Raw genomic sequence first — 19,544 nt, 5'->3', positions numbered from 1 at the left:
CAGGGGCCGTATGTAGCAGCAGTGCTATATTGCAACCATGGCAGACAGCGCGTCAGACATCTTCGCCGCGTTGGCCCACCCTACGAGGCGTCAGATCCTGCAGGACCTGAAAGAGGGAGAGCTCGCGGCGGGGGAGATCGCATCGCGGTTCTCGTCGAGCGGTCCCACCATCTCGCGGCATCTCAGCGTGCTGCGTCAGGCGGGGCTCGTCAGCGAGCGACGCGACGCCAACCGCATCCTCTACTCACTCGTCGGCGAACGACTGGCCCTCTCGGTCGGGGACTTCCTCTCGACCGTGTGCCCCGAGCAGATCGTGCTGCGCGAAGTGCGCAAGCGCGGTACGGATCGCGGAGCATCCGCTGCGGTCGACGCCTGACGCGTTTTCTCCCGCCCCGCAGTGCGCGAGCGCGGACGCCGGGTGAAAGGATCGACGTATGACGTCAGCCCCCGCGAACAGTGATGGCTCCTCCGCCGACCGGACCTCCGGCTCTGCTCGGCCCGAACCCGCAGCGCTCGCGGCGAAGGCCGCAGAGCAGCACATCGTCGTGGTCGGCGGCGGCATCGGCGCACTGATCGCAGCCAGGGAGTGCGTCAAGGTGGGGATGCGCGTCACGGTTCTCGAGCAGTCGGATGCGGTCGGCGGCGCGATCCGCCGGGCTGAGCTCGACGGCATCGTGATCGACGCCGGTGCGGAGAGCTATGCCACGAGGGGCGGCCGCGTGCGCGCCCTGCTCACCGAGCTGGGACTCGAGGACCGGATCGTCGCCCCCGCGGCAGGGAGCGCCTGGCTCGCGGGGATCCCCGGGGTCGGCGCCGCCCCACTGCCGGTCGGCGGCATCCTCGGCATCCCCGGCAATCCCTTCCAGGAGGACGTGCGTCGGATCATCGGCTGGTCGGGAGTGTGGCGCGCCTACCTCGACCGGGTCCGTCCGCCGCTGACGATCGGCCACAGTCGCAGCCTCGGCGCCCTGGTCTCCTCGCGCATGGGCGCGAAGGTGCGGGATCGCCTCGTCGCTCCGGTGACGACCGGCGTCTACTCGGCCTCACCTGAGGATGTCGATGTCGATGTCGCCGCACCGGGCCTCAACGCCGCACTCACGAGCGTCGGCTCGCTCTCCGGAGCGGTGCAGGCGCTTCGCCAGGAGGCGGCGGACCGCGCGACGAGGGCGACCGGCGGTGGCGACGGCGGGACCCCGGCTCGAGCGCCGGGGGCCGCGGTCGAGGGCATCGCCGGCGGGATGACGGTTCTCGTCGACGCCCTGGTCGCCGACATCGAGAAGCTCGGCGGTGTCGTCCGCACCGGCGCGCGGGTGACGAGCGTGTCGAGGGGCGACGACGGCTGGACAGTCGTCGTCGAGGCCGGCGCGGATGCTCACGCGGCTGCCGATCCGGACGCTGACCCCGACGCGACGGAGTACACGGCGGACGGTCTCATCGTCGGAACGACGGAGCGCGCGGCGCGGGTGCTGCTGGAGTCGACCGCGCCCGCTCTCGCGGAGACGGAGCCGGCCGATGCTCCGGAGATCGAGATCGTCACGCTGCTGCTCGCGGCGTCTGCGCTCACCGGAGCCCCCCGCGGCACCGGTGTGCTGACCGTGCCAGGCAGCCACACGGCCAAGGCGCTGACCCACTCCACCGCCAAGTGGGAGTGGCTGCGTGCCGCCGCCGGCGACCGTCACCTCGTCCGTGTCTCGTTCGGCGCGCAGGGGGAACCTGCGGCGACGGCGGCGCTCGACGACGACCAGGCCGCACGGCTCGCGCTGCGCGAAGCATCCGCTCTGCTGGGGGTGCCGCTCGCCGACCGCGACCTCATCGCCGCGCACCGAGCGCGCCACGTGCAGTCCCAGCCTGCCTCGATCATCGGCTCCGCCGGACGCCGCGATGCAGCGCGTGCCGCGATCAGGGCCGTTCCGGGCCTCGCGGCCGTCGGCGCATGGCTCGCGGGCACGGGTCTCGCGCAGGTCATCCCGGACGCGCGGGACGAGGCCGACCGTCTCCGTCGGGAGCTCCTCTGGGAGTGAGAACCCGAAGATCGCCCATCTGTCAACCCTCTGCGGCTGTAGATGCCGAATCGGGCATACGGGGCTACGCTGGACACCTGGCAGGCGGCGCCGAGCCGCCGGTTCGCCCCAGGCGTTCACACCCGGAACAACGTGAGGAGACCCCATGAAGGGGAAGATCGGACTCGTCGTAGGACTCGGCGTGGGATACGTTCTCGGAACGCGCGCAGGACGCGAGCGCTACGAGCAGATCAAGACGCAGTGGCTCAAGGTCTGGAACCTCGACCCGGTGCAGGAGCAGGTCGACAAGGTGAAGGGCTACGTCGGCGACAAGGCGGCCGCAGTCCCCGGTGCGATCTGGACCGGAGTGCAGAAGGTCGTCAAGTCGGCATCCGGCGGTGACAAGACCGCCGGTCAGCGACTGGACTCCGCCGTCGCCGCGGGCAAGAAGGCCGCGGACGACATCGTCGACGCGACGGAGGACGCTCTCGACGAGGCCAAGGATGCCGCGAAGTCGGACGACGCGAAGAAGCCGGCGGCCAAGAAGCCCGCCGCCCCGCGCTCGACCACCGCGAAGTCTGGCAGCTGACATGCCCCGCGGATATCGTGACCGCGCGGAAGACAGCCTGCTGTCGCTCATCGGCGACCTCCCCGAGCTGATCAGCAGCCTCGTCAAGGCGGAGATCAATGCGGCCAAGACGTGGGTGTCGAGGACGGCGAAGGATGCCGGCATCGGCTCCGTCTGGTTCCTGGTCGCCCTGTTCTTCCTGTTCTGGGCCGTGCCGGTGATCCTGGTCTTCGCGATCGCCGGACTGTCGTCGTGGTGGCCGGTGTGGCTCTCCGCGCTCGCTGTCTTGGGCATCCTGATCCTCGCCGTGCTGCTGTTCGCGCTGCTCGGCATCCTGAAGTTCCGCAAGGTGCTCGCCCGCAAGAACCCCGCACAGGCGGTGGGCGAGGACATCCGACTCGTGAAGGAGGCCGGCGATGACGAACTCTGACATCACGAGGTCACTGCCCAAGACGGCGGTGCCCGCCGGCATCGTGGACCCCGTCGAGTCCGCTCGAGCGGAACTCAAGGCCGCTCTCGCGGCGATCGAGGCGAAGGGCAACTTCCCTCGACGCATCGACAAGGCATCCAAGCGCGCTGCCGCTCAGGCCCGGGTGTTCGCCGACCGCAACCCTGCGGCCGCCATCGCCGGCGCTGTCGGCATCGCCGTCGTCGTGGGCGGAGCCGTCTGGGCGATCGCCCGCGTGCTCTCCCGCTGACCGCGTTCTCCCGCTGACCGCGCGTTCTCCCGCTGACCGAAGGCCGACCTCTCGCAACCCCACTCCGTTCGCGAGCTCTCCACAAAGGGGGCAGACTGGATCCATGTCCGAAGTGCGCGAAGAGAACCCGTCCGGCTTCACCCTCTGGGCCGTCTGGCGACGAAACCCTGATGTCCCTGTCACCGAGTCCGACTCCACGGAACTCGAGACGATCGTCTCGTACATCGAGGACTCCGGGGTCACGGTCCGCGGCTTCTACGACGTCTCGGGCCTGAAGGCCGACGCGGATCTGCTCGTCTGGTTGCACGGCGACACCGCCGAGGAACTGCAGAAGGCGCTACGGCGCCTCCGCCGCACCGAGCTGCTGCGCTCGCTCCTGCCGGTGTGGAACGTCATGGGCGTGCACCGCGACGCGGAGTTCAACCGCGCGCATGTGCCCGGCTTCCTGCGCGGCGTCGAGCCGAAGGACTGGCTGTGCCTGTATCCGTTCGTGCGGACGCCGGAGTGGTACCTCGCGCCGGAGGAGGAGCGTCGCAAGATGCTCGCCGATCACGGACGCAAGGGGGCGGCGTTCACCGGCGTCATCGCCAACACGGTGGCCGCATTCGCACTCGGCGACTATGAGTGGATCCTGCCGCTCGAGGCCGACGAGGTCACCGAGCTCGTCGACCTGATGCGCGACCTCCGCTATACCGATGCGCGTCTCTACGTGAAGGAGGAGGTCCCGTTCTACACGGGACGCCGCCTCCGGTTCGACGAGATCGCGGACGTGCTGCAGTAGGTCGACCATGAGCACTCCGATCAACCGGTCCACCCCGATCCGACTGGGCACCCGCCGCAGCGCGCTGGCGCAGGCCCAGTCCGGCCACGTCGCCGCAGCGCTCGAGAAGATCTCGGGGCGTGCGGTCGAGCTGGTCCCGATCACCAGCGAGGGCGACACGAATCGCGCCTCGCTGTCGGAGATCGGCGGACAGGGGATCTTCGCCACGCGCCTCAGGGAGGCGCTGCTGGCCGGCGAATGCGACTTCCTCGTGCATTCGCTCAAGGACCTGCCGACCGCGATCCCCGACGGGCTCGTGATCGCAGCGACTCCGGTGCGGGAGGACGCCCGCGATGTCGTCATCACGCGGGGCGGAACGCCGCTGCACCAGCTGCGCACCGGCAGCACGGTGGGAACCGGGTCTCCTCGCCGCATCGCGCAGGTCAGGCGCCGGGCCCCGCACGCCGAGGTGGTCGACATCCGCGGCAACGTCGACTCGCGGCTGCAGCGGGTCGCCACGGGCGAGCTGGATGCCGTCATCCTCGCCGCCGCCGGTCTGTCGCGTCTCGGATCGGATTCGCCGCTGCGCCGTGAGGAGCTGGGTCTTGCGGAATGGCCGACCGCGCCCGGGCAGGGGTCGCTGGCCGTGGAGACGCGGACGGATGCGCCAGGGGAGCTGCTCCGCGCTCTCGGCGCCCTCGACGATCCGGACACTCGCGTCGCCATCACCGTGGAACGCGGTGTGCTCGAGGGGCTGGATGCCGGATGCCAGGCTCCGATGGCCGCGCACGCCCAGGTGGAGGGCGACGAGATCCGCGTCAGGGCGGTCGTCTACGCCCCGGACGGGGACCGACGGATCGGCCTCGACGTCACCGAACCTCTGAACGGGGAGTATATTCGTCGGAACGGCAGCGGCAACGGAGCGGATGCTGCCGATGGTGCATACCCGATGCGCGCAGCACGCGAGCTCGGGTTGGTTGTCGCCCATCGGCTGCTCGAGCAAGGGGCGGCCGACCTCGTCTCCCGAGAGCATTCCTCATCATGACCAATTCGAAGCAGGACCGACCGCTGGACGGCTGGCGCATCCTCGTACCCCGCGGAGGCCCGTGGGGCGACGGCGTCGCCGCCAGCCTCCGTTCCCGCGGTGCGGTGCCCGTCGTCGCGCCGCTGATCAACTTCGCCGCCACCACGGACCAGGCGGCCCTCGACCAGGCACTGGCACGTCTCGCGGCCGGCGAGTACGACTGGCTGACCGTCACGAGCGCGACCACCGTCGACGTGATGTTCGCGCACCGCGCCGTCGTGCCGCGCCGCACGAAGATCGCTGCGGTCGGCGAGACGACCGCCGCCGCACTGCAGGCCGTGGGCTACGAGGTCGCGATGGTCCCGGACGAGGACAACTCGGCCGGCGGTATGGCCGAGCAGCTCATCGCCCTCGAGACGGAGCCCCGCCGCATCCTCGCCCTGCGCAGTGAGATCGCGAAGCCCGTGCTCAGCGTCCTTCTGCAGGAGGCAGGGCACGACGTCGACAGCGTGGTGGCGTACCGCACGGTCGGCGTCCCGGTCACCGAGCGCATCAAGCGCGATGTCGAGAACGGCCGTATCAACGCGATCCTGATCACCAGCGGCTCGGTCGCCGAGCAGGTGCGCGAGCAGTTCCCGCAGATCCCGGATGAGACGCTGCTCGCGGCTATCGGTCCTCGCACGGCGAAGGATGCCGACAGGGCCGGGCTTCCGATCACTGTCGTCGCCGACCGCCAGACGGTCGATGCCCTCATCGATGCGGTCTCGAGCTTCACCCTTCCGCACGCGGCGGACGAGCTGGCGCCATGAGCTTCCCGGAGGTGAGACTGCGTCGGCTGCGCCAGTCTCCGGCTGTGCGAGGTCTCGTGCGCGAGACGTCATTGGAGCCGCGGCAGCTGGTGCTTCCGCTGTTCGTGCGCGAGGGGCTGACCGAGTCGATGCCCATCGGGTCGATGCCGGGGGTCGCCCAGCACTCGCTGGATTCGCTGCGCGCGACGGCGACCGAGGCGGCTGAGGCGGGAGTCGGCGGCGTCATGCTGTTCGGCGTCCCTGCGGTCCGTGACGCGCGGGGCTCCGGTGCGGATGACCCCGAGGGCATCCTCAACGTCGCCACCGAAGCCCTTGCCGCCGAGGTGGGTGACGCGCTCGTGGTGCAGACCGATCTCTGCCTCGACGAGTTCACCGACCACGGCCACTGCGGAGTGCTCGCGGCGGACGGGTCGGTCGACAACGACGCCACCCTGGAGCGCTACACCTCGATGGCGCTGGCCCAGGCCCGCGCGGGGTCGCAGCTGCTCGGACTCTCCGGCATGATGGACGGCCAGGTCGCCGTCATCCGTCGAGCGCTCGACGCCGAGGGGTTCACCGACACCTTGCTTCTCGCATACGCCGCGAAGTACGCGAGCGCCTTCTACGGCCCGTTCCGCGAGGCCGTCGACTCGCAGCTCACGGGCGATCGCCGCACGTATCAGCTCGACCCGGGCAATCGCCGCGAGGGTGTGCGCGAGGCGGTCGTCGACGAGGAGGAGGGCGCGGACATCGTCATGGTCAAGCCGGCGATGGCCTTCCTCGACGTGCTGCGCGAGGTCAGGGACACCGTGAGCATTCCGGTGTGGGCCTACCAAGTGTCCGGCGAGTACGCGATGATCGAGGCGGCCGCCGCCAACGGCTGGATCGATCGCCGCGCCTCGGTCCTCGAATCGCTGCTGTCGATCCGGCGCGCGGGCGCGGACGTCGTCCTCACGTACTGGGCGACCGAGGCCGCGCGCTGGCTGCGCGGCTGACGGTCTCTCGCACGACCGCCGGGAGAGCAGCCGGCATCTGAGTCCTGTGCTCAGCTGTGCGGGATAGCCTGGAGGGGATGCCGGGAGAGGTCCGCGCATCGTTGAGGAGTGTGCTGTGACCGACCGCAATGACGACCTGTTCTCCGCTGCCCGCGCGGTGATCCCCGGCGGCGTGAACTCACCGGTGCGCGCGTACGGCTCGGTCGGCGGGACGCCGCGGTTCCTCGCCTCCGCGTCGGGTGCGACCGTGACGGATGCGGCTGGCAACGAGTACGTCGACCTCGTCGCGTCCTGGGGTCCTGCGCTGCTCGGTCATGCGCAGCCCGAGGTCGTCGCCGCCGTGCAGGAGGCTGCGACTCGAGGTCTGTCGTTCGGCGCCCCCACCGAGGGGGAGGTCGAGCTCGCGTCGCTGATCGCCGACCGCGTGCGGGTCGGAGAGGCGCGGCCCGTGGAGCGCGTGCGCCTGGTGTCGACCGGGACCGAGGCCACGATGACGGCGATCCGGCTCGCGCGCGGCGCGACGGGGCGCGACCTGCTGGTCAAGTTCTCGGGCCACTACCACGGCCACTCGGACGGGCTTCTCGCCGCGGCGGGTTCGGGTGTCGCGACGCTCGCACTTCCGGGTTCGGCGGGTGTTCCCGCCCCCATCGCCGCTCAGACGCTCGTGATCGACTACAACGACCCGGATGCGCTCGCAGCGGTGTTCGCGGAGCACGGTGAACGCATCGCTGCCGTCATCGTCGAGGCCGCGGCGGCCAACATGGGCGTCGTGCCGCCGCTGCCCGGCTTCAACCGCCTGCTCGCCGACACCGTGCACGCCCATGGCGCACTGCTCATCCTCGACGAGGTGCTCACGGGCTTCCGCGTGCACCCAGCCGGCTTCTGGGGTCTCCAGGCGGAAGCGGGGGAGGAGTACCTGCCTGACATCATCACCTTCGGCAAGGTCGTCGGAGGAGGGATGCCGCTGGCTGCGCTCGGCGGCCGGGCCGACGTCATGGATCTGCTCGCGCCGACCGGCCCGGTGTATCAGGCGGGCACGCTGTCGGGCAATCCGCTCTCGGTCGCCGCAGGTCTCGCGACCCTGCGTCTTGCGACGCCGGAGGTCTACGCCACGGTCGACGCGGCCGCGGCCCGTGTCTCCCGCGCCCTCGACGAGGCTCTCACCGATGCAGGCGTGACTCACGCGGTCGCGCACGCGGGGAACCTGTTCAGCGCGTCGTTCCGCGCGACGGCGCCGCGGACGTACGCCGAGGCCCAGGATCAGGAGTCGTTCCGGTACGCGGCGTTCTTCCACGCGATGCGGGAGCAGGGCGTCGCGCTGCCGCCGAGCGTCTTCGAGGCCTGGTTCCTCACCGCCGCGCATGGCGAGGAGGAGCTGCAGCGCATCGAAGCCGCTCTGCCCATCGCAACGCGCGCTGCGGCTTCTGCCACGCCCGATGCTGCCGCTTCCGCAGGGGCGTCGACTGAGCCGTCTGCTTCGGATGTCGCCCAGTAGGACGAAGCACTGACCAGGATCCGCAGCGCTCCGTCTGCTTCGGATGTCGCCCAGTAGGACGGAGCACCGACCAGGGTTCGCAGCGCTCGCCTGCTTCAGACGAACATGACCCGTCGCTTGGCGTCGTCTCGATAGGTCCGACCGAGAGGGCTCGTCCAGTCGATCGTCCCGTTTGGAAGCTGGATGGCCGTCCACCGATGGTCGTCCGCGATATCAGGATGCTTCAGCGCGTGATGTCCGGCACACAAGTGAGCCAGATTGTGGATCTCGGTCCGGCCGCCCTTGGCGTGGTCGAAGGTGTGGTCGATCTGACACCGGTGCACCGGCATCCGACATCCGGGGAATCGGCAGTGCTGGTCTCGGGCGCGGAGGTGTCTGCGCATCGCTTCGGTCGGCGAATAGCTGTCGGTCTCGACGACGAGGCCCGTCGGATCGAGGAACAGCCGGGACCATCCGCGCATGCGCCCGGCGAGGTCTCGAGCGACGTCCGGGTGCAGAGGGCCGTGCCCGTCGAGCTCGGCGGGACGGTCGTCACACCCGCTGAGCGTCGTCGCCGCGACGGTGACGTGGATCCGACCGCGGATGTTGTCGAGTCCTGAGCCGTTCTCCGCGCTGGGCTCCGCCGCGAGGAGTAGATCGATGAGAAGGTCAGCCCTCACCTGGTCGATCGTGCGGCTGTCTGCCGGGACATGCTCGACGGCGGGACCTGTCGGGAGACCTGTCGTGGGATCAATGGTGGGATCCGTGGTGGGGTCCGTCGTGAACGTCCCGTCTCCGAAGATCGCATGGTCGTCGCGGGAGGCTGAGTCGTGAGCGATGTCGTCGGGGTAGAGGGGGCTGTCGCCGTCGTCCATCGGCTCGAGCACCGGTTCGCGGTCCGCGCGTGCGGCGATGACGGCGCGGGCGAGCTGGGTGAGTCGATCGATGACCGCTGCGGCGAGGTAGTCGGGAAGCACGGCTGTCAGAACGGCGAGCCCATCACCCGCGGGACGCACGGTGACGGTGCGTTCGGAGGCCGCTCGCGCGTGGCGCTCCTTGGTCGTGGAACCCGCGAGCACCGCGGCCGCAGCCGTGAGGAGGGCCTTCGTGCGTGCCGGGGTCTCCTTCTCGGCGACCGTCACGGCGACGACGTCGTAGCGCTGCAGCGCGTCGGCCTCCGCCTTGCCGTTGTTGACAGCTTCGTGGACGACCCCTGCCGCCCGCACGATCTCGCGCACGTGGGCCGCCGAGACGACCCCGGCGCGGAACGCCTGCTGCACATGGGGGTGGCCCTTGTCGAGGAAAGCAGCGTCGGTGAACGCGTACTCGATGCTCCCCTGGGCGATCCGACCGGCCGCCGAGTACTCCGCGACCATTGATCGGTACATGGCGTCTCGATGGTGCGGATGCTCGTCGCCGTCGGTTCTGCCGAGGCGCATGCGGCGTGCGAGAAGCTTCGACGCCTCCGCCTCGAGACAGGCGATCTGCCGACGCGTCTCGACCCATGAATCGAGCAGCTCGATGCGTTCATCGAGGTCGTCATGGGTGGTGGAAGGCATGCTCCGAGTCTAGTAGATTTGTTCGAAAGTCGAGCAGAACATCGGTATGGAAGAGGAGCGGAACAGTGGGACCCGACAACGGATCGTTGCCTTCCTGTGAGCAAGACACAGACAACTCGGAGAGCGCCGCTGGCAGACTGGACGCATGGTGACGTTGCTGCTGGACCAGACGCAACTCGAGATCGTGCTCTCGCCGATCGAGCGCGCAGCGAGCTTCCACCGCGACAACCTGCGTCTCGCCAGGGACACCATCACCAAGGTCCAGCTGATCGACGACGCATGGACCTGGCTCCGCGGGGTGCCGAACCCCGGGACGCACATTCCGGGCGTGCTCGCCGCCGGAACCTGGAAGGCCGCGGGAAGCGTCGACTTCGTGCTGATCCGCAGGCGTCGACCCAGCGTGGTCATCGACCTCACCGGTGACGACCAGTACCGCCGTCTGATCCTCACGACCCGCCACGGACTCGCACTGACCCAGGCCCTCCGCCTCGACGTCACGGATGAGCCCGCCGACGTCGAGGAGATCGTCGCCACCGCACCCACGCCCGCGTCGAAGGGGAGCCGGCGCCCAGTGATCCGACCGCGCCCGGCGTGACGCCCGCCACCGCGGGCTCCTGACGAAGAACGCCCTCCGCTGCCACATGGCGCGGGAGGGCGTTCTCGTCGAGAGCGCGAAGAGCGGTCAGGAGTGGTGGTGCTCGCCCTCGTGGTGCTCGTGCTGGTCGCCCTCGTGGTGCTCGTGCTGGTCGCCCTCATCGTGCTCGCTGTCCGGGGCCCCGGCGGAGTCGTTTGCAGCGCCGGGAACCTGGTCGATCACTCCGGTGCTCGCGACGGACCAGTGCGCGGCATCCGCATCGCCATCCTCCGCATCGCCATCCTCCGCAGTGGCATTCTCGCCGAGCGGGTAGTCCCGCGGCTCGTCCTCGTAGTAGGCCCGTGCGGCGGCCGCGAGCATCGAGCTGACGGCAGCGGAACGGGGATCGTCCGGATCGCCTTCGCTCGCGGGCTCCGCATCGCCGGCGTCGACATCCGATTCCGGGGATGACTCGTCGGCGTCCTGCAGCTCGGCGAAGAACTCGACCCCGGATGCATCGTCGCTGGATGCCTCGTCGACCGGAGCTTCGTCGGCGGACGCCTCGTCCGCAGCCGACTCGTCGACCGGAGCCTCGTCGACCGGAGCTTCGTCGGCCGATACTTCGTCGCCCGATACCGCCGCAGGTGCGCCGAAGAGGATCTCGTCGAATGACGGACTCTGTGCAGACTCCGGTGCGGGCGCGGAGTCCGAGGCGGGCGCCGGATCCGAGGCCACGCCGTCCTCGATCGGACCATCCTCGACGTGTGTGTCCGCAGCCTCGGAGACGACGTCAGCCGCGTCCTCGGCATCGTTCGCGTCCGAGGCGTCGGCGGCATAGCCGAGCTCGGCTGCCGCGTACTCGACGTCTGCTGCGGCGTCCGCGGCATCGGCGTCCGCATCCGCCTGGACCTCGGCCGCATCCGCCACGGCATCGGCATCCGCATCCGACACGGCATCGGCGTCCGCATCCGACACGGCATCGGCGTCCGCATCCGACACGACACCGGCTTCGGCGACACTCGCACCGACACCCGCCGACACGGGCGCGGCCAGGGCCTCGGGAGCCACGGTCGGGGCCGTCGAGGTGAGGGCGCCGGCGGAGAACCGCCCGCCGCGCATGAGGTCGATGAAGACGTCTTCCAGGGTGGGTCCGCGCTGCACCAGGGTGCTGAGCGCGATGCCCGCGGATGCCGCGATGGCGCCGACCGTGCCGGCATCGCTTCCGCGCACGGTCAGCCCGGAGCGCAGCACCTCGACCTCGAGCCCTGCGGCCGACAGCGCGGCGGTCAGTGCTGCGCGGTCGTCGGCGTCGACGACGACCGCCCCGGTCGACGGATCGGCGAGCTTCTCGATGTCGCTGGAGAGCACGAGGTGCCCCTTGGAGAGCACGAGCACATGGTCGGCGACCTGCTCGATCTCGCTCAGCACGTGCGAGGAGACGAGGACCGTGCGTCCCTCGTCTGCGAGTCGGCGCATCAGCAGACGCATCCACCGGATGCCCTCGGGGTCGAGGCCGTTCGCCGGCTCGTCGAACACGAGCGCGCCGGGGTCGCCGAGCAGTGCGTGGGCGACGCTCAGCCGCTGCCGCATGCCGAGCGAGAAGCTGCCGATACGGCCTTCGCTCTCGTGCTCGAGGCCGACCAGTGAGAGGACCTCGTCGACACGGGACAGAGGGATGCCGTTGGCTTTGGCGGCGATGGTCAGCTGCCGCGCAGCCGAGCGCCGGGGGCGGTAGACGGTCTCCTCGAGCACCGAGCCGATCGTGCGCAGCGGGTGGCGCAGGTCGGGGAAAGCGGTGCCGCCGATGGTCGCCGTGCCGCTGGTGGCGCGCACCTGACCGAGCAGGATGCGCAGCGTGGTGGTCTTGCCGGCGCCGTTCGGGCCGAGGAAAGCGGTCACGACACCGGGTTCGACGCGCGCGGAGAAGTCGGACACCGCCGTCACGTCGTTGAAGCGCTTCGTGACGCGCGTGAATTCGAGCACCTGTCCGTCGGGCATCTGCGACCTCTCGTTGCAGTGGGCAGTTCTGTCTATCCTGCCGGAAAAGCCGTCGGATCGTGCATTTACCGCACAAACGCACCAGGATGCAAGGGTCAGTCGACGGGGTAGCCTGGCACGCGTGACCGAACTCAACGCCGCCCCACGGGTCCTCGTCCGCACCGAGGGCGCTCTCGGTCGACTCACTCTCAACAGGCCGGAGGCGATCAACGCCCTCGATGTCGGGATGATCCGTTCGCTCACCGAGGCCCTGGAATCGTGGCGCGATGACACCGACGTCCAGATCGTGCTCATCGACGGCGAAGGGGAGCGCGGCATGTGCGCGGGCGGCGACGTCCGGGGACTGCACGCTCAGATCGTCGCCGGACGCGCCGACGAGACGGCAGAGTTCTTCCGCGCCGAGTACGCGCTGAACGCGATGATCGCGGAGTACCCGAAGCCGCTCGTGACGATCGCCGACGGCATCACCATGGGTGGGGGTATCGGCCTCGCGGGGCACGCCGCGATCCGCGTCGTCACCGAGCGCTCGAAGCTCGCGATGCCCGAGACGCGGATCGGCTTCACTCCTGACGTCGGCGGCACCTGGCTGCTCGGCCGTGCTCCGGGCCGTTTCGGGGAGTACTTCGGCCTGACCGGGTCGACGATGAACGCAGCGGATGCCGTCCTCCTCGGCTTCGCGGACCACGTCGTTCCCTCCGACCGCCTCGACGCCCTGCGGGAGGCGCTCGCCTTCCGCGCCGATCCCACCGGTCCGTCGGAGATCGTGCTGCTGTTCGACGAGACGCCCGAGCCGTCGACGCTTCCCGCGTCCCGGGACTGGATCGACGCCGCCTTCTCGGCCGACTCGGTCGTCGAGATCGTGGCCCGGCTGCGCGCGCACGGGGCGGCGGATGCGGATGCGACCGCCGATCTGCTCGAGGGGCTGGCACCGACGGCGCTCGCTGTGACGCTGGACGCCGTGCGCGAGGCGCGGGCGATGCCAGGACTCCGCGCCGCACTCGAGGGCGAGTACCGACGGGTGATGTGGTTCGTGACGCAGCATCCCGACCTCGTCGAGGGGATCAGGGCGCAGCTGGTCGACAAGGACCGCAATCCGCAGTGGGACCCTGCGACGCTCGCCGACCTCCCCGCCGATGCCGGCGCAGCAGCCAGGGAGTTCGTGCCGGAGCATCCGCTCTTCTGACGAGCATCCGGCCGTGGCGTCACCCCGCCGTGGGCGCACGCCAGTTCTTCGCCGCGGTACACAAACCGCTGGCCCGCGCCCGAAAAGGTTCGCTGTGAGCGAAGGTCCACCCGCAGGGGGATACGAATGTCGCCGGTTCGTGGCACTCTTGCATGTGCGCGATCGTCGGCCTGCGTCCGCCCGCCGAGAGATCTGCCACTTCATCCTTCCTAGAAAGTCCGCCTGTGCTGGGAAAAATCCTCGTCCGATATCTCGCCCGCTATAAGTGGTTGCTCGTGGCCGTGCTGGTGTTCCAGTTCGCCAGCGCGATCGCGACTCTCTACCTGCCGCGCCTGAACGAAGACATCATCAACAAGGGCGTCGCGCAGTCCGACACCGACTACATCTGGCGCACCGGCCTGCTCATGCTCGCCGTGTCCCTCGGCCAGATCATCGCCTCGGTCATCGCCACCTACTTCGCCGCGCGCGCCTCCATGGGGGCCGGCCGCGACATCCGCGCCGACGTGTTCGGCAAGGTGAGCGGCTTCTCCGAGCGCGAGGTCTCGCAGTTCGGCGCCGGCTCGCTCATCACGCGCAACACCAACGACGTGCAGCAGGTGCAGATGCTCGCGATGATGGGCGCCACGATGCTCGTCACCGCCCCGCTGCTCGCGATCGGCGGCATCATCTTCGCCGTCCAGACCAACATCGGCCTGAGCTGGCTGATCGCCGTCTCGGTGCCGCTGCTGCTGATCGTCGCCGGTCTCGTCGTGAGCCGCATGGTGCCGCTGTTCCGCAGCTACCAGGGCAAGCTCGACACCGTCAACAGGGTGATGCGCGAGCAGCTCACCGGCGTGCGCGTCGTTCGCGCCTTCGTGCGCGAGCGCATCGAAGAAGAGCGCTTCCGCGGCGCGAACACCGACATCATGGTGGTCGGCCGCAAGGTCGGCTCGCTCTTCGTGCTCCTCTTCCCGCTGTTCATGCTGATCCTCAACGTCACCATCGTGGCCGTGGTCTGGTTCGGTGGCATCGAGGTCAACAGCGGCACGGTGCAGGTCGGCACGATCTTCGCGTTCATGCAGTACATCGGTCAGATCATGGGCGGCGTCATCATGGCGAGCTTCATGGCGATCATGATCCCGCGCGCCGCGGTCTCCGCCGAGCGCATCGGCGAGGTCCTCGACGCGGAGTCGAGCATGGAGCGTCCGCAGAACGGCGTGACCGACTTCCCGACCCCGGGCTCCGTCGCGTTCGACGGCGTCGAGTTCACCTACCCCGGCGCCGATTCTCCGGTGCTCACCGGCATCAGCTTCGCCGCCGAGCCGGGGGAGACCGTCGCGATCGTCGGGTCGACCGGTGCGGGCAAGACGACGCTCGTCTCGCTGATCCCGCGACTCTTCGATGCCTCGGGCGGTGCGGTCTTCGTCGGCGGCACGGATGTCCGCGCGGCGGACGTCGAATCCCTGTGGGCGACGATCGGTCTCGTGCCGCAGCGTCCCTTCCTGTTCACCGGAACCGTCGCGTCGAACCTGCGGTACGGCCGCGAGGACGCGACAGACGAAGAGCTCTGGCACGCGCTCGAGATCGCGCAGGGTCGCGACTTCGTCGAGGAGATGCCGGAGGGTCTCGAATCCCGCATCACCCAGGGCGGCACCAACGTCTCGGGCGGTCAGCGCCAGCGCCTCGCGATCGCCCGCGCGATCGTGCGCCAGCCGCAGATCCTCGTCTTCGACGACTCGTTCTCGGCTCTCGACCTCACCACGGATGCCCGCCTGAGGCAGGCGCTATGGCGGGAGCTGCCGCACGTGACCAAGATCGTCGTCGCGCAGCGCGTCTCGTCCATCACGGATGCGGATCGCATCGTCGTCCTCGAGGGAGGCACCATGGTCGGCGTCGGCACGCACGAGGAACTCCTCGAGACGAGCACGACCTATCGGGAGATCGTCGAGTCGCAGCTGGGGGTGGACGCATGAGCGAGCAGGACACGCGCAAGGCGCGCCGCGATCGGGCGGCCGGGCAGGATGCCGCCGGCACCACGACCGTCGAGCCGGAGTTGACCGACGAGGAGAAGTACGAGGCGGAACTCGCCGAGAAGGCTCGACAGAACGGCGGCGGCTGGGACAGCGTCGCACCGGGCAAAGCCGACAACTTCGGCAAGAGCTTCAGCCGCATGATCGGACTCCTCAAGCCCTCGGCGGTCTGGTTCATCCTCGTGTCGATCGCCGGCGCCGTCGGCGTCGTGCTCACCGTCGCAGCACCGAAGGTGCTCGGCGAGGCCACGAACCTCATCTACAAGGGCTTCATCTCGGTGCAGCTCGGCCAGCCGAACGGGGACTTCCCCGGGTTCCCCGACGGCACGTCGAAGGACGACGTGGTGTCCGCCCTCCGCCAGGGCGGCCAGGACGACTTCGCGAACCAGGTCTCGGCTCTCGGGAACTTCCGCGTCGGCGACGGGGTGGACTTCGAGGCGCTGCGCTGGGTCATCATCGCGGTGCTGGCCATCTACGTCACCGCGGCGTTCCTGAGCTGGATCCAGGGCTACGTCATCAACGTCATCATGGTGCGCACCATGTGGCGGCTTCGCGAGCAGGTCGAGGCGAAGATCAACCGACTGCCGCTGTCGTACTTCGACAAGGTGCAGCGCGGTGACCTCATCTCCCGCGTCACCAATGACATCGACAACATCACGCAGACCATGCAGCAGTCGCTGTCCGGCGCCATCACGGCCGTCCTGACGGTCGTCGGCGTGCTCGTGCTGATGTTCTCGATCTCCTGGCAGCTCGCGCTCGTCGCGCTCGTCGCGCTCCCACTCATGGGCGTGATCTTCGGCATCATCGGCCCGCGGTCGCAGAAGGCCTTCGGCACGCAGTGGCGCAAGGTCGGTCGTCTGAACGCCCGCGTCGAGGAGGCCTTCTCCGGTCACGCACTGGTCAAGGTCTTCGGCCGCGAGCAGGACGCCCTCGACAAGTTCAAGGACGAGAATGAAGAGCTGTTCCAGGCGAGCTTCAAGGCGCAGTTCCTCTCCGGCATCATCATGCCGGCGATGACCTTCGTCGGAAGCCTCACCTACGTCGGAATCGCCGTGCTCGGCGGTCTGATGGTGGCCAGCGGGCAGCTGCGGCTCGGTGACGTGCAGGCGTTCATCCAGTACTCGCAGCAGTTCACGCAGCCTCTGTCGGAGCTCGGCGGAATGGCGGCCGTCGTGCAGTCCGGCACGGCGTCGGCCGAGCGGGTCTTCGAGCTCCTCGACACCGAGGAGCAGGAGGCAGACGCCCCCGACGCTCCGAAGCTGGTCGACGGCCAGGGCGTCGTCGAGTTCGAGAACGTCGCGTTCTCCTACAACCCCGAGCGTCCGCTCATCACCGACCTGTCCTTCCGTGTGGAGCCGGGCCAGACCGTCGCCATCGTGGGACCGACGGGTGCGGGCAAGACGACCCTCGTCAACCTCATCATGCGGTTCTACGAGCTGAACGGCGGGCGCATCCTGCTCGACGGTCAGGACATCTCTCAGATCACCCGCGACGAGCTCCGCTCCCGCACGGGCATGGTGCTGCAGGATCCCTGGCTGTTCGCCGGCAGCATCCGCGAGAACATCCGATACGGCCGCTCCACCGCGACCGATGAGGAGATCCTCGAAGCCGCGAAGGCGACCTACGTCGACCGCTTCGTGCACGCGCTCCCCGAGGGGTACGACACGGTGCTCGACGAGGACGCGTCGAACGTCTCGGCGGGCGAGCGTCAGCTGATCACGATCGCACGCGCTTTCGTCGCTCAGCCGTCGATCCTCATCCTCGATGAGGCGACCTCGGCGGTGGACACCCGCACGGAGGTCCTGCTGCAGCACGCCATGGCGGCTCTTCGTCAGGGGCGCACGTCGTTCGTCATCGCCCACCGTCTGTCGACGATCCGCGACGCCGATCTCATCCTCGTGATGGAGCACGGAGACATCGTCGAGAAGGGCACGCACGACGAGCTCATCGCCGCACAGGGCGCCTACTGGCGTCTGTACCAGTCGCAGTTCGAGCAGGCGGCGACCGACCTCGATGCCGAGGACGCGCTCACGGGGTCCACGCCCGTGGTCGTCAGCGGCGACGCGGACGACGAGGCGGCGGCAGCGCAGGTCGGTGCATCCGTGGGACCGCAGGTGCCGACGGCCGAGGCCGCCGCCGCACAGGCGATCATCGAACGACCGGATGCCGGCGGCCCGCAGGCCTGATCGGCATTCGCCGCTGAACCGTCACAGGATCCGCAGCGGCGACGCAACGGAAGTCAGACGCCCCATCCCGGTCGAACCGGGGTGGGGCGTTCTGCGCTGCGGTCTCCGCCACCACCGCCGGCACCGGCACCGGCACCGACCTGACAGGTCACTCCTCGGGTTCGATGACCCCGAACAGCTCGAGCGGGTGGGTGAGACGCCACCAGGGGCTCGGGGCATCGACGTCGTCCGCAAGCGACAGCGACGTCGTGATCGTGTTGAGCGGGCCGACGCTCGTGAGCGTGCCGATCTCGTCGCCCTCCTCGCGGTTCTCACCCAGACGGAAGGTCGCCGACGACTCGGCGAACGCGCCGTTCCACAGCACGACGTCGGCATCGGCATCCGTCACCACCTCGGTGGTGGTTCCCCAGAGCGTCGTGACCGTGCCGACCACCGTGCCCTTCGCGACCGCCGGCGCCTGTTCGGCGAGCGCCGTCTCGACCTGGGTGAACAGCGAGCGTGTCTGCGCGAGGCGCTGGTCGTCGTCCGCCTGACCGAGCACCGCCGCGTAGAGGCGCACCGTGGTGTCATCCACCGTGATGTCCTTGGCGGTCAGGAGGTTCCAGCTGTCCCCGAGGGTCCCGGTCTTCACCCCGACGACGCCGGCATCCGCGAGCATCCCGTTCGTGTTGCGCACCGTTCCCGCACCGGGCAGATCCACCGACGGGGTGCCGACGATTCCGGCGAACACGGGATTCTCCATCGCCACCTCGGCGAGCGCCACGAGAGATTCGGGGGTGGCCTTGTTGCGGGCGTCGAATCCGGACGGGGTCGCGATCGTGATGCCGTCGAGTCCGCGATCGCTCAACCACTCCGCTGCGGCGTCGGCGAAAGCGGACTGCGATCCCCAGATCTCCTCCGCGAGACGATCGATGTAGTTGTTCGCCGAACCCAGGAGGGTTCCCTGCAGGAGCTGGTACTCGGTGAGCGATCCGTCGACCGGCACGTCGAGAGCAGACTGATCGGAGCGACGGTAGTCCCAGTACTCCTCGGAATCGGACCACGTGAAGGAGAAGCTCGGCCCCTGCTCGCCCACGGCCAGGGGCATGCGGTCGAGCACCATCATGCTCGAGACGACCTTGGTGACGCTCGCGATGACCGCCGGATCGAGCGACGATGAGCTCGTGCCGATCCCGCCCACGCCCACAGCCGCGCTTCCCTGCGACGGCCAGGTGATCACGGCTGCGGGTGACGCGGTCGGCTCGAACTCGACGGACTGCACCGTCGGCGCCACCTCGTGCAGCGGCCAGAGCATGGTCGTGCCCGCATAGGTGGAGAGGAACGCGACGAGCATCCCGAGCGGGACCAGGACCCCTGGCCGCGCGATCGCGGGTCGCAGATGCGCGTCCTTCAGCAGTTCTCCGCCGCCGGTCGTCACCTCCGCCGCTTCGTCGGGCGGGAGGAGGGTGGTCTGCTGTGCGACCGCGATGGGATCCACCCAGGTCAGCGGGGTGCCGCCGCTCGTTTCCTCCGCCCACTGCGGGTCCGGGCCGTTGGCCGCATCGGCCGCGTCCGTTGCATCCCTGTCATCCGCAGGATCGATGACACCGCTGCTTTCCGCGACATCCGTCCGCTCAGGGGTGACCGCGGCATCCCTCGGGAGCGGGGCCTCGGAGTCGGCGGCCTCGACGGAATGGGGAGCGGTCACCTCCTCACGGTACCGAATCCCGGCGGAGATCAGCGGCGCTG

At 69.4% G+C, this 19,544-nt stretch carries 17 protein-coding genes; 14 read left to right on the top strand and 3 right to left on the bottom strand.

Annotation, left to right across the window (positions count from 1 at the left end; all coding sequences use genetic code 11):
• Positions 1-37: 37 nt before the first annotated feature.
• From ACESK8_RS07805 to ACESK8_RS07760, 10 genes are all read left to right on the top strand, one after another.
• Complete coding sequence (locus ACESK8_RS07805; protein ID WP_372968061.1) at positions 38-376, top strand: metalloregulator ArsR/SmtB family transcription factor; 339 nt, start codon at positions 38-40, stop codon at positions 374-376.
• Between the two features lie 58 nt (positions 377-434).
• Entirely contained in the window at positions 435-2,021 is a 1,587-nt protein-coding gene (locus tag ACESK8_RS07800) for an NAD(P)/FAD-dependent oxidoreductase (protein ID WP_372968060.1), read from the top strand.
• Between the two features lie 145 nt (positions 2,022-2,166).
• The gene (locus ACESK8_RS07795) at positions 2,167-2,589 is read left to right on the top strand and encodes a hypothetical protein (RefSeq protein ID WP_372968059.1); all 423 of its coding nucleotides are present in this window, start codon (positions 2,167-2,169) and stop codon (positions 2,587-2,589) included.
• Position 2,590: 1 nt separating this feature from the next.
• Positions 2,591-2,998, top strand: a complete 408-nt coding sequence (locus tag ACESK8_RS07790; protein WP_372968058.1) for a phage holin family protein — start codon at positions 2,591-2,593, stop codon at positions 2,996-2,998.
• Positions 2,985-3,266, top strand: a complete 282-nt coding sequence (locus tag ACESK8_RS07785) for a hypothetical protein (RefSeq protein WP_372968057.1) — start codon at positions 2,985-2,987, stop codon at positions 3,264-3,266. Before ACESK8_RS07790 ends, ACESK8_RS07785 begins: the two co-directional genes overlap by 14 nt.
• Before the next feature lie 103 nt (positions 3,267-3,369).
• The gene (gene hemQ / locus ACESK8_RS07780) at positions 3,370-4,047 is read left to right on the top strand and encodes a hydrogen peroxide-dependent heme synthase (RefSeq protein WP_060926337.1); all 678 of its coding nucleotides are present in this window, start codon (positions 3,370-3,372) and stop codon (positions 4,045-4,047) included.
• Between the two features lie 7 nt (positions 4,048-4,054).
• Positions 4,055-5,071 carry a hydroxymethylbilane synthase gene (hemC, locus tag ACESK8_RS07775; protein WP_372968056.1) on the top strand — a complete coding sequence of 339 codons (1,017 nt, stop codon included), beginning with the start codon at positions 4,055-4,057 and terminating at the stop codon, positions 5,069-5,071.
• On the top strand, positions 5,068-5,859 hold the full coding sequence (locus ACESK8_RS07770) for a uroporphyrinogen-III synthase (RefSeq protein WP_372968055.1): 792 nt from the start codon (positions 5,068-5,070) through the stop codon (positions 5,857-5,859). Before hemC ends, ACESK8_RS07770 begins: the two co-directional genes overlap by 4 nt.
• Positions 5,856-6,833: a porphobilinogen synthase gene (hemB, locus tag ACESK8_RS07765; RefSeq protein WP_372968054.1), complete on the top strand. Its 978-nt coding sequence runs from the start codon at positions 5,856-5,858 to the stop codon at positions 6,831-6,833. The genes ACESK8_RS07770 and hemB overlap by 4 nt, the downstream gene beginning before the upstream one ends.
• Before the next feature lie 115 nt (positions 6,834-6,948).
• Positions 6,949-8,328, top strand: coding sequence for a glutamate-1-semialdehyde 2,1-aminomutase (locus ACESK8_RS07760; RefSeq protein ID WP_372968053.1), 1,380 nt, complete (start codon positions 6,949-6,951; stop codon positions 8,326-8,328).
• 95 nt (positions 8,329-8,423) lie between these two features.
• Here ACESK8_RS07760 and ACESK8_RS07755 read toward each other — a convergent pair whose 3' ends face one another.
• Positions 8,424-9,866, bottom strand: coding sequence for a DUF222 domain-containing protein (locus ACESK8_RS07755; protein WP_372968052.1), 1,443 nt, complete (start codon positions 9,864-9,866; stop codon positions 8,424-8,426).
• Positions 9,867-10,011: 145 nt separating this feature from the next.
• Between ACESK8_RS07755 and ACESK8_RS07750 the strand changes: the two genes are divergently transcribed.
• On the top strand, positions 10,012-10,461 hold the full coding sequence (locus ACESK8_RS07750) for a hypothetical protein (protein WP_372968051.1): 450 nt from the start codon (positions 10,012-10,014) through the stop codon (positions 10,459-10,461).
• A gap of 87 nt (positions 10,462-10,548) precedes the next feature.
• On the opposite strand, the gene ACESK8_RS07745 is transcribed toward ACESK8_RS07750, so the two are convergent.
• Positions 10,549-12,438: an ATP-binding cassette domain-containing protein gene (locus ACESK8_RS07745; RefSeq protein ID WP_372968050.1), complete on the bottom strand. Its 1,890-nt coding sequence runs from the start codon at positions 12,436-12,438 to the stop codon at positions 10,549-10,551.
• A gap of 121 nt (positions 12,439-12,559) precedes the next feature.
• Between ACESK8_RS07745 and ACESK8_RS07740 the strand changes: the two genes are divergently transcribed.
• From ACESK8_RS07740 to ACESK8_RS07730, 3 genes are all read left to right on the top strand, one after another.
• A complete protein-coding gene (locus ACESK8_RS07740; RefSeq protein ID WP_372968049.1) occupies positions 12,560-13,621 on the top strand; it encodes an enoyl-CoA hydratase/isomerase family protein in 1,062 nt (353 codons plus the stop codon).
• 224 nt (positions 13,622-13,845) lie between these two features.
• Positions 13,846-15,573, top strand: coding sequence for an ABC transporter ATP-binding protein (locus ACESK8_RS07735; RefSeq protein WP_372968048.1), 1,728 nt, complete (start codon positions 13,846-13,848; stop codon positions 15,571-15,573).
• On the top strand, positions 15,570-17,816 hold the full coding sequence (locus ACESK8_RS07730; RefSeq protein ID WP_372968047.1) for an ABC transporter ATP-binding protein: 2,247 nt from the start codon (positions 15,570-15,572) through the stop codon (positions 17,814-17,816). Before ACESK8_RS07735 ends, ACESK8_RS07730 begins: the two co-directional genes overlap by 4 nt.
• A gap of 148 nt (positions 17,817-17,964) precedes the next feature.
• Here ACESK8_RS07730 and ACESK8_RS07725 read toward each other — a convergent pair whose 3' ends face one another.
• Positions 17,965-19,503, bottom strand: coding sequence for a D-alanyl-D-alanine carboxypeptidase family protein (locus ACESK8_RS07725; RefSeq protein ID WP_372968046.1), 1,539 nt, complete (start codon positions 19,501-19,503; stop codon positions 17,965-17,967).
• Positions 19,504-19,544: the final 41 nt, after the last annotated feature.

It is taken from the genome of Microbacterium sp. (assembly GCF_041641055.1).
In the GTDB taxonomy this organism is placed as follows: Bacteria; Actinomycetota; Actinomycetes; order Actinomycetales; family Microbacteriaceae; genus Microbacterium.
The sequence above is the reverse complement of the archived record's forward strand: the minus strand, read 5'-3'. Positions and strand labels throughout refer to the sequence as shown.

Coding starts and splice junctions, on each gene's coding strand:
- ACESK8_RS07805 (WP_372968061.1), top strand. CDS start 38: ATGGCAGACAGCGCGTCAGACATCTTCGCCGCGTTGGCCCACCCTACG.
- ACESK8_RS07800 (WP_372968060.1), top strand. CDS start 435: ATGACGTCAGCCCCCGCGAACAGTGATGGCTCCTCCGCCGACCGGACC.
- ACESK8_RS07795 (WP_372968059.1), top strand. CDS start 2,167: ATGAAGGGGAAGATCGGACTCGTCGTAGGACTCGGCGTGGGATACGTT.
- ACESK8_RS07790 (WP_372968058.1), top strand. CDS start 2,591: ATGCCCCGCGGATATCGTGACCGCGCGGAAGACAGCCTGCTGTCGCTC.
- ACESK8_RS07785 (WP_372968057.1), top strand. CDS start 2,985: ATGACGAACTCTGACATCACGAGGTCACTGCCCAAGACGGCGGTGCCC.
- hemQ (WP_060926337.1), top strand. CDS start 3,370: ATGTCCGAAGTGCGCGAAGAGAACCCGTCCGGCTTCACCCTCTGGGCC.
- hemC (WP_372968056.1), top strand. CDS start 4,055: ATGAGCACTCCGATCAACCGGTCCACCCCGATCCGACTGGGCACCCGC.
- ACESK8_RS07770 (WP_372968055.1), top strand. CDS start 5,068: ATGACCAATTCGAAGCAGGACCGACCGCTGGACGGCTGGCGCATCCTC.
- hemB (WP_372968054.1), top strand. CDS start 5,856: ATGAGCTTCCCGGAGGTGAGACTGCGTCGGCTGCGCCAGTCTCCGGCT.
- ACESK8_RS07755 (WP_372968052.1), bottom strand. CDS start 9,866: ATGCCTTCCACCACCCATGACGACCTCGATGAACGCATCGAGCTGCTC.
- ACESK8_RS07750 (WP_372968051.1), top strand. CDS start 10,012: ATGGTGACGTTGCTGCTGGACCAGACGCAACTCGAGATCGTGCTCTCG.
- ACESK8_RS07745 (WP_372968050.1), bottom strand. CDS start 12,438: ATGCCCGACGGACAGGTGCTCGAATTCACGCGCGTCACGAAGCGCTTC.
- ACESK8_RS07730 (WP_372968047.1), top strand. CDS start 15,570: ATGAGCGAGCAGGACACGCGCAAGGCGCGCCGCGATCGGGCGGCCGGG.